The sequence below is a fragment of the Achromobacter sp. Marseille-Q0513 genome, from assembly GCF_018195695.1.
GTDB lineage: Bacteria > Pseudomonadota > Gammaproteobacteria > Burkholderiales > Burkholderiaceae_B > Achromobacter.
The window spans coordinates 11217-28622 of sequence record NZ_JAGTJY010000066.1; the positions used below are offsets into that span (position 1 = coordinate 11217).

The window sequence follows — 17406 nt, forward strand, 5'->3', positions numbered from 1 at the left end:
GGTGCGTCAGAACCGCCAGCGCAGGTCCAGCGAGCCCGTGTGCTGGCGGCTGCCGCCGCCGAACTCGCCGGCGTAGCTCAAGCCCGCCGTCAGGTTGCGGACCACCACCAGGTCCGCCCCCAGCTCCACCCGCGCCGCGTCGCGCGCGATCGGCGTGCCCGCCACGCTGAACGCCGGCCCCTGGTCGAAGGCCAGCGTGGCCGAGGGCTTCAGGCCGCCATAGGCGTGACGCCAGCCCAGCATGCCGCGCAACGCGATGGCCGTGCCGTCGGGCTGCCACTGGCCGCGCACGCCCGCCAGGCTGGTGGTCAGGCGCTGCTTCTGCGCCTGGCCCGACAGCGCCGCCGAGCCGCCCGATTCATTGAAGCCGCGCACGCGCAGATCGCTCCAGGCCAGGCCCGCGAAAGGCTCGACCACCACCGCATCGCCCAGCTTCATCGCATAGCCCGTCTCGGCGAAGAGCTGCGTGGTGCTGGCGTGGTAGCCGGCGGTCAGCTTCTGGTCCAGGCTGCCGTAGCGCAGTTGCCGGCGCGAATCGATGTCGTGCCAGCTGTAGGCGCCGCCGAACGTGACATTCAGCGTGCCCGCGCCCAGCGCGTAGCCCTTGCCGCCGTACAGCGTGGCCGTGTAGCTGCCGATCTTGGCGCTGGCGGCGCGGTCCTGCGCGCTCAGGCGAGCATCGGTGTAGCCGAACGCGCCGCCCAGGCGCCAGCCGCCGCCCACGGCGGCGTCGCCGCCGATCGTCAGGCTGGTGCTGCTCTGACTCAACCTGGGCGCGTTGCCGTCGCTGGCCAGCCGCCGCCAGTCGCCGCTCAGCTGCGCCCACATGGGCGAAGTCGCGGCGCGCGGCAGCGCCGCCGATGAGGCCGGCGCATCGCTCAGACCGGCCGCCGCCGTGGGCGCGCCCGCGGCCAGCGGCGCGGACAGATTGCCGCGCAGCGCGGCCAGCCCGTTCCGCGACGCCGGCGCCAGGCTGGGCGCGGCCAGCGCCGAGGTCACGCCGGCATGCATGTCGCCGGACAGCTGGGTCAGCGCCTGGCGGGCGCCGTCGGCGTCGGTGCTCAGCATGAACGCGCGCCAGACCTCGTGGGTTTGCGGCAAGGCGTCGATGCTTGCCGCCACGGCCGCCTGATTGCCGGTGCTGGCGGGACTGCCGGCTTGCTTGCTGTTGCGCGCCAGGTTGAGCGTGACGTCGTTGCCGTCGCCGCCCGCGCTGTTGACGCTGGCATCCAGGAACAGCAGCGGATTGCGCACGCTGGCGAAACTGCCCTCGACCGCGCCGGCGCCCTGCTTGGAGATCAGCACATAGGGGCCGGCCCGCGGCTGCCAGGCCGCCGCGTCGTCGGGCGACAGGCGCAGGTCCAGCGTCGCGCCGGCGATATCGACCCGGCCCGCGACGTCCAGGCGGCTCTGCGCCGCCGGCGTGGCGGTAATCAGCAAGGTGCCGCGATTCACGTAGTCGCCCGCGATCGCCTGCGCGCCGATCGGATTGCCGGGCGCGTGCGTGGCGCCGGCGTCGATGCTGGCCGAGCCCAGCTGGCCGGCGCCGCTTAGGGTCGTGCCGGCCTGCGCGCGCAGGCTGCCGCCCAGCTTCGCGCCGTCGGCCAGCCGCAGCCCGCCGCCGCTGATGACGGTGCTGCCCGTGTAGGCGCCGCTGTCGGCATTCAGCGTGAGCGTGCCGGCGCCGGTCTTGATCAGCGCGCCCGCGCCCGAGTAACGGCTGGCGTTGGCGGCGTCGCCGGCCTGGTCCAGGGTCAGCGAGGCGCCGCTGGCGATGGCCGCGTTGCCCGCCATCCGCTCGGTCGACGTGACCAGGCCGCCGGCCTCGATGGACCAGTCCAGCGCGGACATGCCGCCCAGCGTGAGCGTGCCCGCGCCGCGCTTGACCATCAGGCCGCGCGCGCCGTCCAGCGCGCCGATGTCGCCGCCGTAGCGGGCGTCGGCGGCCTGTTCGAACACCACCGTACCCCCATTGCCGATGCCGCCCGAGATCGAAGCGGCATCGCCGATCAGCGTGCCGGCGCGCACCAGGGTGCCGCCATAGGCGTTGCCTGCGCCGGCCAGCCGCAGCGTGCCGGCGCCGGTCTTGAGCAGGCTGCCCGGACCGGACAGCCGACCGCTCATCGCCAGCGTCGTGCCGGCCGCGACGTCGATCCCGGCGGTCTGCGACAGCGTCGCCGACCGGCTGGTGGCGAAGTCCGCCGTCGTCGCCAGCGAGCCGCCATTGAAGACCAGTGCGCTTGATGCCGCGCCCAGGTTCGCATCTCGCGACACCTGCAAGGCGCCGGCGCGCAGCTCGGTGCCGCCGCCATAGCTGTTGTCGCCCGCCAGCGTCACGGTGCCCGCGCCGATCTGCCGCAAGCCGCCGGCTCCGGAGATATTGCCCGCGAGCGTAAGCGCGCCGGCGCGGTTCAGGACCAGCGTGCCGTCGTTGACCACGTCGCCCAGGATCGAGCCGGTCAGGCCGCCGTCGCCGATCTGCAAGACGCCGGCCGTGTTGCGGGTGCCACCGGTGTAGCGGTTGTCGCCGGTCAGCACCAGCGTGCCGGCGCCCGCCTTGGTCAGCGTCTTGCCGTTCCAGGCGCTGCCCGCCGTGACGCTCTGGTCGGTCAGCCCGACGCCGACGGTGAACAGGCCGTCCACGGTGAAGCTGCCATGCGCCAGATTGTTGGCCGCCGTCCAGCTCAGGTCGTAGGCGACCCGGTACTCCTTGCCATCCGGTGATTTGCTGGTGTTGACCGTCAGATAGTCCGCGGGACCGGCGACGCCGCCCACCGAAATGGCGCCGAAGTCGCCGTCTATCCGGTCGCCCGAGGCGATCAGCGTCCGGGGCGTGCCATCCAGGCTGGCGATGCCGGAGAGGTTGAGCGCGACGTTGTTGCCGATCTTCACCTCGCCGGCCCGCAAGGCCGGATCCTGCGCGTGGGCCGCGAGCGAGAGCCGGGCGCCGTCGGCCAGCGTCAGGCGCCCGTCGATCTGGGGCCGCGTGCCGTCGTCCCCCGCCAGTTCGCCCGCGTGGACCGTGGCGCTGCCCGGCAGCCAGGCGGAGCCGCCATTGCCGCCCTTGCCAAAGCGCAGGCTGCCGCCGTACACCTCGGTGTCGCCGAAATAGGAGGTCGTACCCGTCAGCGTCAGCGTCCCTGCGCCGCGCTTGATCAGGCCGCCTGAGTCGACAATCAAGCCGTTGAACGTCGTGTTCGCCGCCTGATCGACGGTGAGCGAGGCGCCGGTCAGCGCGACGAGGCCCGTGCTCCCGCCGAACTGGCCCATCGTCAGCGCCTTGCCGTTCAGGTCCAGCGCGCCGGCATTATTGATGAGATAGCTGCCGTTGGCGACGAAACTGCCGTTGGCGCCCGCCCGCAGCACGCCTTCTTCGACGATGGTCGGTCCTTGATAGCTGCTTGGCGCGTCCAGTATCAGCGTGCCCATGCCGGTCTTGGTAAGACCACCCGAACCCGACAGGCCGGCAACGGCGGTGGCGCTATAAGGCCGGTTGATGTCGATGGTCAGGCCGTTCGCCCCCAGCTTGATGTCTCCGGCCTTGAAACCGGCGAACAGGCCGGGCTGGTCGCCGGTCAGGCGCAGCAGGCCGCCATCAGCGACGACGGAGCCGGTGCCGGCGGCGAGCGTAGCGACCTGTCCCGTCTCGATCACGGCGCCGGCGCCGATGCGCAGCACGCCCGTGCCATCTGATCCCGGGTTGGCGGGATCACCGCCGACCATGATCGCGCCAGCCTTGACCCGGCCCTGGTTCAGGACCGCCAGTTCGCCGTTGCCGCCATAGCTGCCCAACACGATGGCGTTCGCGCCCGCGTCCCACTCCGAATCCGCCCCGCTTATGGTCACGCGGCCGGACTCGCCGGGCGTGCTGGCGGCGTACCCGACATTCGCCTCCCTGGTCAGCAGCCGCGCGCCTTGCTCGACACGCAGCTCGCCGCCCTGGTACAGGCCCACCTCAAAGCGATTGCCGCCGACCTGCGCGTCCCAGACAGTCAGGCGGCCGCGCATGACGACCGTGGCGCTTCCCGCCGGGTGGTTCCCTTTGCCGATGATGCCGCCGTTGCTGGTCAGCCGCCCGCCGTCATCGATGCTCAGCGAGGCGCCGGAGCCACCAATGCCCAAGGTCAGCTGCCCCGTTCCCGCATTCCATTCGGCATTCTGCCCGCTGATCGTCACCTCGCCGGATGCGCCCGACGTGGCTTGCCCGATCGTCCCGCCCGTGCTCTTCACCTTGCCGCCATTCAGGACTTTCAGCGTCCCGCTGCCCTCGAAGCCCACGATTACCGAGGACGATCCCGCATCCCATTCGGCGTCTTTCCCGCTGACCGTTACCGAACCTGTTGCGCCGGTCGCGCCGCCACCGATTGTCCCCAGATTGCTCATCACCTTGCCGCCATCCTTGATGATCAGCGTGCCAGGCCCTCCGTAGCCCACCATCAGGCTGCCGCTGCCCAGGCTCCATCTGGCGTTGCCTCCCGCCACGGTCACCGAGCCCGACGAACCGGCTACGGCGCCGAGCATGGCCGTGCCGCTGGTCACGACGCCGCCCTGCTCGATGTTGAGCGCGCCAGCGCCAGATCTGCCCACGATCAACGTACCGCTCCCCATATCCCACGCCGCGTCCTGCACCGTCACCCTGCCGGACGAGGACGGGTCATGGCCGATCACCGCGCCAGTGCTGCGTACCTTGCCCCCCGCCTTGATGGTCAAGATCCCCGCCCCGTTTTGGCCTACCACCAGCATGCCGCCGTCCAGATCCCATTCGGACCTCTGGTCCGCCACGGTCGCCGTGCTGAGCATGCTCCCTTTCACCCCGATGTTGCCGCCCACGCTCTTGACGCTGCCGCCCTGCGTGATCGTCAACTCGCCCTTGCCGGCAAGGCCCACGTTGATGGGTTTGGCGCCCGTGTCCCACTTCGCGTCCGCCCCGGTGACCGTTACCGATGCCTGCGTGCCCGCGTCCCGCGCCAGATTGCCCTCGCCGCCCGCCAGCGTGACACCTGGCCCGATGGCCAGCGTGCCGCTCAAGACATTGGTATCGCCGGCGTAGCTGTTCACGCCGCCGAGCGTCAGCTTGCCCGAACCGGCCTTGGTCAGTCCGCCTCCTCCCTGCAAGCCGATGGCAAGGCCGACATCATGCGTTTGCGTGTCGATGGTCAAGCCGCCGGTTTCGATCGATACCGCTTCCCGTTTGAACCCCGAGAACAGACTCGGCTGGGCGTCCGTCAAGCGCAGGATCGCGCTGTCGAACTTGGCTGATGCGCGCTCGCCATCGCCAGCCTCGATCTGTCTCGTCTCGACAATGCTCCCGCCCACAACCGACAATCCAGCGGTGGGGTTGGTTCCGTTGTTCAATGGCGGCGCCAGCACCTTGTCGGCCAGGCGGATCGAGCCCACCACCACCTTGGCCTTGGTGTCCAACTGCAAATAGCCGCCGCCGTATTCGCCCAGAATGATCCGCCCGGTTCCAGCGTTCCACTCCGACCCCTCGCCCAACACGGCCACCGAACCCAAGGCCTTCGCCGAACGCCCCAGATAGCCACCGCTGCTCGTCAATTTGGCGCCATTGAGGATTGCCACTATGCCAAACCCGGCCTGTCCCACCACCATTGGGCCGATGCCCGCGCGCCATTCCGCTTTGTTCAGGGACACGGAAGTCGAAGCCCCCTCGGCCAGCCCGAGCATGGCGCCATTGCTCCTGAGCAGCGCGCCGTCCTTGACGTCCAGCGAGCCGTAACTGCCCGATGTGAAGCCCGCCATCAACAGATTGGATCCGTAGTCCCAGATCGACGTTTCCTGCAACGCCGGCAAGCTGATCTCGTCGGCGCTTCCTCCCGCCGTGATCGACTGTGCCTCGGCCCAACTCGCGACCAACAGCACAGGAATGGCCAGCAACGCTGACAACACCGCCGCCGTCGGCCGCAAGCGGCCCGGGCCCAAAGTAGCGCTTCGCCGCACAGCGGCCGCACAGGCGCGCCGGACGCCGCCCCCCGGACCGCGCCCGCGCGCGATTTCGGATACGACGATCCACGCCCCCGAGACACGGTGGCGGACGAGCTTGTAGATGCGGTTCATGTCTGGGCTTCCTGGAAGCGTGCCCACAACGCGATGACGCACGCCAGTGGCCGGAAGGCGAGACGTGGCGGGCCGCGAGCCGGGTTGCGCGGCGGACACTAGAAGGGATTTTTTCCAGAGCTTAGCGATGCGCCCGAACGGGCGCATCGGACTTTAGTCGTAGGGCCGCGCGGCCAGGCCGGCGGCCCGCGAGACGCTACGCGGCCGCGCCCTCGACCTCGTAACGGACCTCATGCGCCTCGCTGGGAACCGGCAGCTCCCAGCGGTGCAGCATGCCCAGCAGCGCCTTGTTGCTCAGCGTGGTGTCGCGCTTGCCATTGCGCCGCAGCAGCTCGTCGCGCGGCTGTTCCAGGTACACGATCTGGACCTCGGCGCCGTAGGCGTAGCACAGGTCCAGCGCCTTGGAGCGCATCTGCCGGCTCAGGTGCGTGGCGTTCCACACGAAGGGCCGGGCCTCGCGCAGCAGCGCCTTCGCCATGTCCGTCGCGTGATGCGCCGCCTTGCCGTCGTTCTCGCCGTGCTTCAGGCCCAGCGCCTCGCGCGCGTCGTCATAGGACACCACGGGCAGGCCCTGGCGCTGCTCGCGCACCCAGGAGTCCTTGCCCGATGCCGGCAGGCCGCACATCAGCGTCACCTTCGAGCCGGGCGTCTGGAACAGCGGATAGTCCGGATGCACGTCGGCGCCACGGAAATAGCTCAACCGCGTATGCGCGTCGGCGAAGGCCTTGGGCGCGCCGTAGCAGCCCTCTTCCCGCGCCAGCTCGCGGAACAGCTCGATGCTGTCCAGCACGCGCGCCTGGTCGGCGCAGATGCGGCCACGCATGTCGGCCTCGGCCAGCGCCGCCAGCAGGCGGATGTCCAGCTGCCACGACAGCTCGTGCACCGTCCAGGCCGGCGACACCGGACGGCGCGCGTCCTCCAGGCAGTAGAACGGCACCTGATGCACCGCGATCAGCCGGCACACGGCCTCGCGCAAGGCGAAGGGCGCGCCGGCCTCCCACAGCAGGATGCGCGCGTCGACCGCGCCCTTGCGCGAATGGCCGGGCTGGCCGATGCGGCCCGTCACCGGATCCACCACCGTGGTGCGATGCTTGGCCACGTCGTGCAGCAGCGCGGCGAAGAACAGCACGCCGCGCTCTTGCGGCGTGGCGGCCAGATAGTCGGCCGATTGCAGCAAGGCGTCGACCACCATGCAGGTATGCGTCCACACATCGCCCTCGCCGTGATAGCGCGGCTCCTGCGGCGTGGTCTTGGCCTGTTCCAGCACGGGGAAGGCTTCCAGGCAGCGCGCGTGGTCCGGCGCCTGGCCGGGGGCAGGCACGAGCGCCTGCATTTGATTCCAATTCATGTCGGTTCTCCCGATTCGTTTATTTTGCCCGCCCGCCGCGCTCACTTGCGCGGTCTGGCGATGGCGTCCAGCGCGTCCAGCCCGAGCGTCGTGCGCAGTCCCAGCGATTCCCAGGTCACGCAGGGACGCTCGGCGTAGATGTCCACGCCCGGCGCCAGCCCGTTCGGCACGATGGGACGACTCGCATGATGCGAGCCGCTGTCCAGGATGGTCTGCACGAAGTCGCGGCGCACGAACTTGTAGCGGGCCAGCACCTGGCGATCGTCCTCGATCTTGAGGTACAGCCCCTCCGACAGGTCCGCGCCGTCGGTCTGGCGCCAGCACAGGTCCCAGTCCAGCCCTTCGCGCGCCACGGCTTGCCGAAGGCTGTCCTTCCAGCCCGCGCTCTTGCCCAGCGACCACCGCAGCAAGGCGCGCAGCTGCGCGGGCCGCGCCGGCATCGGGCCGGCGTACAGCACCGGCACCGACAGCACGGGCGAACCGCCCAGCAGCGCGTGGCGGCGCGGCGTCGACAGGAACACGCCCTCGCGCCGGTCATAGACGTCGAACTCGTGGAAATGGTGCGGCAGGCAGTCGTAGAACACCGAATGCTTGCTGTACGTCCACTCGCCATACATGACGTAGCGGTCTTCGAGCGCGTGCAGCAGCCGCGCCTCGTGCGCGGCGGCCCATTGCTTGAACAGGTTGAACTGCCGTTCGCGGCCGCCGCCTGTCAGGTAGTGGCCGCGAGACTGCAGCAGCAGGTCGGCCGCGCCGCTGAACGACAGGCCGGTGTTGGCGCCGTCGAGCTTTTCCTCGATGACGACGTGGCGGCCGGCCAGCGAGACCAGCGGCGCCTGGTCGGCGGCGCTGTCGCCGGGCTGCAGCCGCGAGCCTTCGAGATGCGGCGTGCGCGGGTACTTCAGGATGGAATGGATATCGTCGTGATGCATGATTCGTCGCCCGCCGCGTTATTGGCGCGCAAGGGCCTGGGACCAGGAATGGGCCGACGAACGATGCGGGCGCGTGTCAGGTCGCTGTCCCGCCTGAAAGCAGGAGGAAACAGAGTCGCGAGGAAAAGGAGGCGGATGTCGGGTTCCGCGCGCAGCCTCATGGCAGGCTGGGGGAACGCAGGCAGTGCCGCAGCCCATGCAGGCGCAGACCGCGCCGGATCGAGCTGCTTGCGGCAGTCGTCGGCGATTAGCGGATGACGAAAGTGCGGGACACGTGTGGCTCCAGGGAAAACACGCTTGATGGAGAGAGCGCGAATTCTAGCGCGCGCTCATGAACGCGGGCAACACGTCGGACACGAAACGTCGCGCATTGCCAACGCATGCGCGTCATGGCGCGTCTGGAATAATGATGGCCGGCCGGCGGCCCGCTCGCGCCGCGCGCCCTTTCCTTCGCGTTGTTTTCCCAGGAGTCCCCATGCTCAGTCACTACCCCCGGTATCGCGCCGTTGCCGCGCAAGGTCTCGCGCACAAGCTGGGCGGCCTGCCCTGGGGCCTGCCCGTCGCGCGCTGGCCGGTGTGCGCGGAATGCGGCCGGCCCATGAGCCATCTGCTGCAGGCGCCCGGGCCGGCGGCGGACGAGGCCTCGCCCGCGCTGCCCTTGCGCGCCGACGAAGTGCTGTACGCGTTCAAGTGCGAGTGGGACAGCATCTGCAGCTTCTGGGAAGAGGACGGCGGCGCCAACGCGGTCTTCACCGTGCCGCGCGCGGAACTGGCAGACGGTCCGACCGCGCCGCCCGCGCATGCCGAGGACGGCGCGCCCGAAATCCTGCCGGAACTCGTCGTGGCCGACTGGCGCATCGCGGACGATGGCGCGCCCGCCGAGCTGGAGTCCGCGTTCTACGACTACGGCTTGCACGACGGCCTGCCGGACGAGATCGCGCACCCGCATGACTGGGCCTCGGAATGGCGCACGAAGTTCGGCGGCGTGCCGTACTGGACCGCCAACGGCGCGCAGGGCGTGCCCGCCGGAAGGCTGCTGCTGCAGATCGACAACTGGGTGCAGCTGGAAGACGGCGGCGGCGCGGAAGTGGCGAACTTCTGCTCGGATGGCACGGCGTACATCTTCGTCGACCGCGCGCAGGAACCGGCGGTCTACACGATGATCATCAACCGCTGACCGGCAAGTGACGGCGCGCTTGAAACCCTAGCGCGCGCCCCATTGCTGCGACGCATGCGCCAGCACCAGCTCGGTGGTGCGGCGCAGATGCCCGGCCAGCAGGTCCGAGGCGCGGGCCGCGTCGCGCGCCAGCGTGGCATCCAGCAGCTCGCGGTGTTCCCGCGCCACGTCGCGGCCGGGCTCCGGCGCGGCCCCGGCTGCGCCCGCCACCGACAGATGCCGGTAGCGCGCCGTCTGGTCGCGCAGCAGTTCGGCGATGGCGATCAGTGAATTCGAGCCGCTGCCGCTGATCAGCGCGGAATGGAAGGCCGCATGCGCCTGTTCCCATTCCGGGTTCAGGCCCGCGCCGTCCGGCAGCCGCATCGCCACCCGGCCCAGCCGGTAATGCGCGCCGGCCAGGCGCTCTTCCCAGTCCAGTCCACCCTGCGCGATGGCGCGGCGCAGCGCCTCGCACTCCACATGGATGCGCGTGTCGGTGATGTCGATGAGCTCGGCCGCCGATACGTCGGCCACGCGAAAACCGCGCTGGTCCTCGGCCACGACGAAACCGCTGGTGGCCAGCCGCGACAGCGCTTCGCGCAAGGGGATCGCCCCGCTGTCGTAGCGCTCGCATAATTCCTTGATGCGCAGCCGCCCGCCCGGCGGCAGATGCCCCGAGATGATGTCGGCGCGGATGTCGTTCGCCAGCGCGGACGCGGCGGTGCGGAAGGAAGGCGGGGCGGAAAGCATGCGTGACGATAGCCGTGCCAGCTATGAAATTCAATCTGTGCAGGGAAAACCAGAATATATATATTTTTAACGAATACATATTATTTTGGCTACCCCGCAGACCCTGGAGATCCCGTGAAACTGGCTACCGTCCAAATCGATGGCGCGCCCTGCGCCGCCGCCCTGCAACAAGACCGCCTGGCCCTGCTGGCCGCCCCCGGGACCGACCTGGGTGCGCTGCTGCGCCAGGGGCTCGGACTGGCCGACTTCCAGCGCCTGGCCGCCAGCGCCACGGTCCACGTCGATCCGAACCAGGCCGTATTCCTGTCGCCGTCGATCGAGCCGCCCAAGATCCTGTGCGTGGGCCTGAACTACGCCGACCACACCAAGGAAAGCCCGTACGAACAGCCCGACTACCCGACGCTGTTCCTGCGCGTGGCGACCAGCCTGGGCGCCCACAACGCCATCGTCCACCGCCCCGCCGTCAGCGACTCGCTGGACTTCGAGGGCGAGATGGTGGTGGTGCTGGGCAAGGGCGGACGCGACATTCCCAAGGACCGCGCGCTGGAACACGTGTTCGGCTACGCGGCCGGCAACGAGATCTCGGTGCGCGAGTACCAGTTCAAGTCGCCGCAATGGACGGTCGGCAAGAACTTCGACGGCACCGGCACCTGGGGCCCCTACGTGGTCACGGCCGACGAGCTGCCGCCGGGCGGGCGCGGGCTGCGCCTGGAGACCCGGCTGAACGGCGCCACCGTGCAGTCGGCCAGCACCACGGACATGCTGTTCGACGTGGCTACCGTGATCTCCACCGTCAGCCAGGCCATCACGCTGCAGGCCGGCGACATCATCTTCTCCGGTACGCCAGCCGGCGTGGGCTTCGGCCGCACGCCCAAGCTCTACATGAAGGCCGGCGACACGGTCGAGGTCGAGATCGAGCGCATCGGCCTGCTGCGCAATCACATCCTGGACCAGCCGAAGGCCGGCTGAGCGATCCTGCAAGCGCCGGGCCGGTTGCCGGCCTGGGCGCAGAATAGCGATGCAGGCGCCTGTCTGGCGCCGGCCCGCAATGGAGACAGCATGACTTCTGGCGCGTCTATCCTGACCACACCGCTGCTTGCCGTGCATTCGGTGGACGAGTTCGTGTTCAGCGTCCCCGACCTGGAAGCCGCGCGGCATTTCTACCTGAGCTTCGGCCTGGACGTGCGCGACGAGGACAGCGGCCTGGCGCTGTACGCCTTCGGCCATCCTCAGCGCTGGGGCCGCATCCGGCAGGCGGCGGGACGCAAGCGGCTATTGTGGATCAGCCTGGGCATCCACGCCGGGGACGCGCCGCGCTTCGCCGAACGCCTGGAGCAGTTGGGCATCGCGCGCATCGCCGCGCCCGCCGGCGCGGACGAAGGCGGCATCTGGATCGCCGGTCCCGACGGCCTGCCGCTACAGCTGCGCGCCGCGCCCAAGTCCTCGCCCTGCGCGCCGGCGCCGCAGACGCCGCCGCAGCCCTGCGCCAATGCCGGCCGCGCCCCCGCCCGCAGCCGCGCGCCGCGCGTGCGGCCGCTGTACCTGTCGCACATCCTGCTGTTCAGCGCCGACGTGCCGCGGGCCACGCGCTTCTATGTGGACGTGCTCGGCCTGCGCGTGTCGGACACGTCGGGCGACGTGATCGCCTTCCTGCACGGCCCGCATGGCAGCGACCATCACCTGATCGCGCTGGCGAAGTCCAGCGGCCTCGGCCTGCACCACACCAGCTGGTGCGTGGCCTCGCTGGACGACGTAGGCCTGGGCATGGAACAGATGAGCGCGGCGGGCCATGGCGAGGGCTGGGGCGTCGGCCGCCACGTGCTGGGCTCCAACTACTTCCGCTATGTGCGCGACCCCTGGGGCAGCTACGCCGAGTATTCCTACGACATCGATTTCGTCGCGGCCGGCGCGCGATGGCCCGCGGCCGACCATCCGCCCGAGGACGCGCTGTACGTCTGGGGGCCGGCCCTGCCCCCGGACTTCATCACGAACCACGAACAGGATGGCTGAGCGGCGGGCGTTCTAGGCCGACAGGCAACGGCGCTGGCGGGAACCCGCGCCCGCCCGCAGCGCCTGCGGCGCCCCCAGCGTCTGGCGCGCGCGCCGCACCTCGCCCATGACGCTGTCCACGGTGATGCCGTAGCGCAGCGCCACTTCGCGCGGCGACAGGTCTTCCACGCTGCGGGCCAGCAGGATGGCCTGGCGGCGGCTGGGCAGCGCCTGCAGCGCCCGCATGCAGGACAGCAGCTCCGAGCGCGCCTCGGCCACCTCCGCCGGACCCGGCGCGTCATCGGCCAGCAGGCCGGCGTCATCGCCGTCCTGGCCGACTTCGCGCCAGCCCTGGCGCAGGCCGTCCACGGCCAGGTTGCAGGCCATGCGGAACACGTAGGCGCCGGGATTGCGCACCTCGGCCGCCTGGCTGGTGGCCAGGCGCAGCCAGACATCGTGCAGGCTGTCGCCGGCCAGATCCTCGCTGCCCAGGTAGGCCACCAGCCGGCAACGCAGGTCGTCGTAGTGGCTGGCGATGAAATGCTGCAGCGCCGTCGGCTCGCCCGCGCCGGCGGCGCCCGCCCGGATTTCCGCCGGGCGGGCCTCGGTGATGGCGGCCATGGTCACGGCTGCCAGTTGCGCCGCTCGGCCGGCGTCAGCGCGGCCTGCTGCACCGGCGTCAGCTGGCCGTCGCCGACCATCTGGAACACGCTGTCGGCCCGATAGATCGGCGCCTGCTTGCCGGCGTCGACGCTGGGGCTGGCCGGCGCGCGGCTGGCCGGCAGCTGCTCGTCGCCATAGCCCAGGATCTGCACCGAGATGATCGACGGCAGATTCTGGCGCGAGGCGGCGCGATCGCGCTGCATCACGTCCTGCGCCGCCGCCGTGGCCGTGGAGGCCGCCGCGCTGGCGCTGGACAGGGCGCCGGTGTTGACCGAGGCCGTCACCGGGATGCCCTTGCTCTCGCCCTGCACCTGGATGTTGGCCGCGTTCACCACGTGCAGCGCCGCGATGTTGACGTTGCCCGACACCCGGATGCCGGCCTCGCCGGCATCGATGGTGCCCAGCGGCGCGATCAGGTCCACATCGCCCGCCGGCACCTCGGGAATCGGCGCCAGCGTGCCGATGCCGGCGCCGGTGGACGGCACGGTGGGCGACAGCGTCACGTTGCCGAAGGCGTCGTAGACGCGGCGCGGCGGCGTGTACAGCACCGTGGTCTTGGCGCCGCGCCCGGCGTTGATGTCGCCGTTCGCCGACCAGGCCTGGATGTGGCCGCCGAAGGTGGTCATGATGCGGCTCTGGCCCAGCAGCACGCTGCCCTGCGAATAGAGCTGGATGTTGCCCTGGCCCTGCGTCACCACGCCGGCGCTGGCCGGCGGGGCCACGCCTTCCACGCCCAGCACCTGCTGGCCACCCGGCGTCATCAGCTGGATGTTGCCGCCGAAACTGCTGCGCAGTCCCGCGCCGCCGTACATCGTGAAGCTGCCCTCGTAGCGGATCGGACCGCCGGCGGCATCGCTCTCGGGGAACAGCGCCGCGATGGCGCGGCGTCCGCGCAGGTAGCTGCCGAAGCGCGGGCCGCCTTCCTCGTTGTACTCGCGGCCGCCTTCCTTCAGCTCGGCGAAGAACAGCTGGCGCGCGTAGATGCCGCGCTCCGCCGGCGCCAGCGCCGCGAAGGCCGCCGCCGCGCCGTCCTGGCCGCCCTCGTAGCCGTGCTGCTTGCGCAGCCAGTTCACCAGGTGCAGTTCGCTTTCCTGGCGATAGTCCTGCGACAGATCACGGCGCTTGCGCGAGGTGTCGGCGGCCGCCTGGGCGTCCACCTTCGCCTGCTGCCGCGCCAGCTCGCCCTGCGCGCCCTGCTCGTCGCCCTGATAGCCGAAGTGCAGGCGCAGCCAGTCCGCCAGCTTCATTTCGCCGCCGTAGGTCCGCACCACGCGATCCGGATTGGCGCCCAGCGTTTCGCCGGCGGCCAGCGCGCGGGTCGGATCCAGATAGCGCGCCAGCAGGCCCGCGTAGTCCGGTCCCGCCGCGCCCACGCCGGCCAGCACGGCAATGTCCGCGCCGAGCCGGTTGTCGCCGCGCACGATGGCGCCCAGGCTGCGCACGCTGGCCGCGTCGTCCTGACGCACCTGGCGCGCCGCCTGCATCAGCAGCGTGCCGGGGCCCGCCACCTGCGCATTGGCGTAGATGATGTCGCGGCCGGCCTCGATCAGCGACAGGTCGCGCGCATTGTTGTGCAGCGCGGTGACATTCAGGCGCATGATGTCGCGGCCCGCCCGCACCGATACCGGCACGGCGGCCTCGTACCAGGTGTCCGTGCTGCGGCTGGTCCCGCTCATGTCGACCACCGCGCCGCTCTTCAGGCCGAGGATGTCGCCCGTGACCGCGTAGAACCTGGCGACGGTGTCATCGCCCGCGTGCAGCGCGCGGTTCGTGGGCGAAGCCGGCCCGAAGACGAACAGCGGCTTGTTGTACCCCAGCGACCCAGGCTGCACGCCATCCTTGCTGGTATTGGTCAGGATGGGATTGCCGTTCGAGACCTCGAAGGCGCTGAAGGCCGGACGCCAGGGCGTGGGCAGCGGCGCATCGGCCGCCGACATCGACACGGCATGGGCGCCACTGGCCAGGATGGAGCGGCCCGCCAGCATCTCGAGCCGGCCGCCCGCGGACGGCGCCAGCAGCAGCACCGGGTTGTCGTAGCCCGCGGCATTGTCGGCCAGCACGATGTTGCCGTCGGCCGCCACGGCGCGCACGATGGACGGATACACGAAATAGCGGCGGCCGTCCGCCGACACCCGCGTGACATCGGAGGACAACTCTTCTCCCAGGAACCGGCTGTTGCTGACGGTCATCGGGGTGAGGTTGCCGCCGGCCGAGAACAGATTGATCGCGGTGGACGGCGTCCACAGCGTGAACCAGCCGTTGCCGCCGCCGACGACCGGATCCGCCGCGCCGATCATCTGGTAGGGACTGGAATTGACCTGCGTGACGCGGCCAGGGTCGCTGACGCCGCCCAGCACCAGGTCGGCGCGCGTATCGATCCAGGCCACGGCGTCGCCCAGCACCAGGCGCGGCCCGCCCATGACCCGGCCCCCGGCCACGGCATAGGGATCCGGAGCGCGCAATCCCGAGCCGTCGCCGTAGCGCAGGTCCATGCCGCCCATCTGCCCGGCCGACAGGCTGATCCGGCCGCGCAGGTTGCCGAGCACGCCGTTCAGGTCCAGGTTGTCGGAGCCGCCCGTGTGCGACGGCCCGATCGCCTGCAGCTGGGTGGCGCTCAGCGTGGGATTCAGGCTGCCGCCGATACGCAGGTCCAGATCGCCGCCGCCGGTCAGCACCAGGTTGCCATCCAGCAGGCGACCAGTGCTGGCGACCACCGCGGTCAGCCCTTGCGAGCGCGCCGCCATGCCGTTGACATAGAGCGCCGCGTCGCCGCGCGCGTCGCGCACGCCCGCGTCGCGGCCGGCGGCGATGCTGACGTTGCCGCCGCCCAGCGTGCCGAAGCCGGTGAAGCCCACCACCCTCGGTTCCTTGTAGCCGGCGCCGTAGGGGGAATCGACCGTGTAGGCGCCGAAATTGATCCACCAGCTGGGCGCGATATCGGCCACGCCCGGCGTGCCGATGCTGCCCTGGCGCCACAGCCAGGCACCGGTCATCGTGCTGGAATAGCGCGCCAGGCTGGCGGTCCAGTCGACCTCGACGCCGCTGTTGGCCGCGGCTCCCATGGCATCGCCGTATACGTCGCGCGCGGCATCGACCAGCAGGTTGCCGCCGTGGTCGGGATACCAGGCCCGGTAAGACGCCATGGCGGCGTCGTACTTGCCGTCCAGCTGCATCAGGCCCAGCACGCCGGTCTTGCCGTCATAGCCGCGCGCCAGGTTGAAGCGCGCGTCGGCCGCGCCCAGCGAGGTGGGCGTGCCGGCGGTGTACACGCCGTACAGCGAGGCCATGCCCACGTCGCGCCCGGCCAGCAGCGACAGGTCGCCGGCGCCGGTGCGCAGCACGCTGAACAAGGGCGAGCCGAAGACGTACTTGTAGGTGCGGGTGACGATGGTTTCCGAGGTGCCGCCGCCCTCGCAGTGGGCGGCGTTGGCGCAGATGGCGTCCTCGGTCTGGTTGAGCGCGGCGGCCATTTCCTGCACCGTCTTGCCGACCCAGCTGGCGTTGCCCGCCCATTGCTGCGATCCGGCGGCCGTCACCCTGCGCGGTTCCGGTTCGCAATAGGCGCCCCAGGAACACAGCGTTTCCCAGTCCAGCTGCCATTCGTCGGCGATCGGCTTGATCGGCTTGCCAGTCAGCGAGGGATCTCCCATCAGTTCCTCGGCCCCCAGCGGAGTCAGCACCATCACGCCGACAAAGATGGTCTTGGAGGTCTCGGTTCCCCGGCCCGCCAGGCCGTAGTGCGTGTCGGACATCACCAGATCGCCCTTGCTCAGGACGTTGCGCGTGCGCACGTCGGCCGAGCCCAGGTCGGCGCCGGCCACCGCGGTCAGCGTCCAGGCGCTGGCGCCCGCGCCCAGCATGGGCGCCAGCGCCCAGTTGCGGCCCTGCTTGCCGTCCGGCCCCTTGGGCCGCAGGTCCACCGGCTTGCCGCCCAGCAGCACCAGCTTGGTCTGCGACGGGATCAGCGAGCCCTGCGCCAGCGTGATCTGCGCGCTGGCCTTCAAGTCGGCCGGCAGCGGCACGCCCTTGGGCCAGGTGAAGGCGCGCACGGCGGCCTCGCCGCGCAGGACGAAACCGGCGCCCAATTGCGCGCCCGGCGCGAGCTTGAGCTCGCCGGCCAGCACGGTGCCGGCGCGCAGCACGCGGCCGTCGGCGGCCGTGACGTCGCCGGTCAGCACCAGCCCGGCCGGCAGCGACAGGGCCGCGTCCAGCGTCATCGCCACGGGCAGCACGGTGCCGGCGGGCAGCGTGACGGGCGCGACCGGCAGGTCGTAGTTCAGCTTGCTGCCGGTGGGGAACATCGTGCCGGCCTCCAGCTTGCCGCCGCCGATCGGCACCACCAGGTCGCCGCCGAAAGCCGTGATGCCCTGCGAGCCGAGACGGCCCTGGACCAGCTGCCAGCCAGCGTCGTCCGGCGAATCCGGCGGCGGCCCGAAGCCGTCGTTGATGCTGCCGTAGATGTTCAGGTTGCCGCCGGCGCGCAGCACCAGCAC

At 70.7% G+C, this 17406-nt stretch carries 9 protein-coding genes; 3 read left to right on the forward strand and 6 right to left on the reverse strand.

Annotated features, from left to right (window positions below; genetic code table 11):
- Positions 1–6: 6 nt before the first annotated feature.
- The 3 genes from KDH83_RS15200 to KDH83_RS15210 all read right to left on the reverse strand — a co-directional run bounded on the left by KDH83_RS15200 (position 7) and on the right by KDH83_RS15210 (position 8355).
- The gene (locus tag KDH83_RS15200; protein WP_249205131.1) at positions 7–5895 is read right to left on the reverse strand and encodes an autotransporter domain-containing protein; all 5889 of its coding nucleotides are present in this window, start codon (positions 5893–5895) and stop codon (positions 7–9) included.
- 376 nt (positions 5896–6271) lie between these two features.
- Complete coding sequence (locus KDH83_RS15205; RefSeq protein WP_212317247.1) at positions 6272–7423, reverse strand: AAA family ATPase; 1152 nt, start codon at positions 7421–7423, stop codon at positions 6272–6274.
- A 41-nt stretch (positions 7424–7464) separates the two neighbouring features.
- Positions 7465–8355 carry an RNA ligase family protein gene (locus tag KDH83_RS15210; RefSeq protein ID WP_212317249.1) on the reverse strand — a complete coding sequence of 297 codons (891 nt, stop codon included), beginning with the start codon at positions 8353–8355 and terminating at the stop codon, positions 7465–7467.
- A 475-nt stretch (positions 8356–8830) separates the two neighbouring features.
- Here KDH83_RS15210 and KDH83_RS15215 point away from each other — a divergent pair, with 475 nt between their 5' ends.
- A complete protein-coding gene (locus KDH83_RS15215) occupies positions 8831–9532 on the forward strand; it encodes a hypothetical protein (RefSeq protein WP_212317251.1) in 702 nt (233 codons plus the stop codon).
- A 27-nt stretch (positions 9533–9559) separates the two neighbouring features.
- Here the strand turns inward: KDH83_RS15215 and KDH83_RS15220 are convergent, their stop codons facing one another.
- Positions 9560–10261, reverse strand: coding sequence for an FCD domain-containing protein (locus KDH83_RS15220; protein ID WP_212317253.1), 702 nt, complete (start codon positions 10259–10261; stop codon positions 9560–9562).
- Positions 10262–10381: 120 nt separating this feature from the next.
- Between KDH83_RS15220 and KDH83_RS15225 the strand changes: the two genes are divergently transcribed.
- Both KDH83_RS15225 and KDH83_RS15230 read left to right on the forward strand, forming a co-directional pair.
- Positions 10382–11230 (forward strand): fumarylacetoacetate hydrolase family protein, encoded by an 849-nt coding sequence (locus tag KDH83_RS15225; protein WP_249205133.1) that lies wholly within the window; start codon positions 10382–10384, stop codon positions 11228–11230.
- Between the two features lie 90 nt (positions 11231–11320).
- Positions 11321–12271, forward strand: a complete 951-nt coding sequence (locus tag KDH83_RS15230; protein WP_212317257.1) for a VOC family protein — start codon at positions 11321–11323, stop codon at positions 12269–12271.
- 12 nt (positions 12272–12283) lie between these two features.
- Here KDH83_RS15230 and KDH83_RS15235 read toward each other — a convergent pair whose 3' ends face one another.
- Both KDH83_RS15235 and KDH83_RS15240 read right to left on the reverse strand, forming a co-directional pair.
- Complete coding sequence (locus KDH83_RS15235) at positions 12284–12871, reverse strand: RNA polymerase sigma factor (RefSeq protein WP_212317259.1); 588 nt, start codon at positions 12869–12871, stop codon at positions 12284–12286.
- 2 nt (positions 12872–12873) lie between these two features.
- Positions 12874–17406, reverse strand: a 4533-nt coding sequence (locus KDH83_RS15240; RefSeq protein ID WP_212317261.1) for a filamentous haemagglutinin family protein, incomplete at its 5' end; no start/stop codon positions are given.

What these genes read in the sequence shown, in the direction of transcription:
- KDH83_RS15205 (WP_212317247.1), bottom strand. Translation starts at nt 7,423, where the DNA reads ATGAATTGGAATCAAATGCAGGCGCTCGTGCCTGCCCCCGGCCAGGCG.
- KDH83_RS15210 (WP_212317249.1), bottom strand. Translation starts at nt 8,355, where the DNA reads ATGCATCACGACGATATCCATTCCATCCTGAAGTACCCGCGCACGCCG.
- KDH83_RS15215 (WP_212317251.1), top strand. Translation starts at nt 8,831, where the DNA reads ATGCTCAGTCACTACCCCCGGTATCGCGCCGTTGCCGCGCAAGGTCTC.
- KDH83_RS15220 (WP_212317253.1), bottom strand. Translation starts at nt 10,261, where the DNA reads ATGCTTTCCGCCCCGCCTTCCTTCCGCACCGCCGCGTCCGCGCTGGCG.
- KDH83_RS15230 (WP_212317257.1), top strand. Translation starts at nt 11,321, where the DNA reads ATGACTTCTGGCGCGTCTATCCTGACCACACCGCTGCTTGCCGTGCAT.
- KDH83_RS15235 (WP_212317259.1), bottom strand. Translation starts at nt 12,871, where the DNA reads ATGGCCGCCATCACCGAGGCCCGCCCGGCGGAAATCCGGGCGGGCGCC.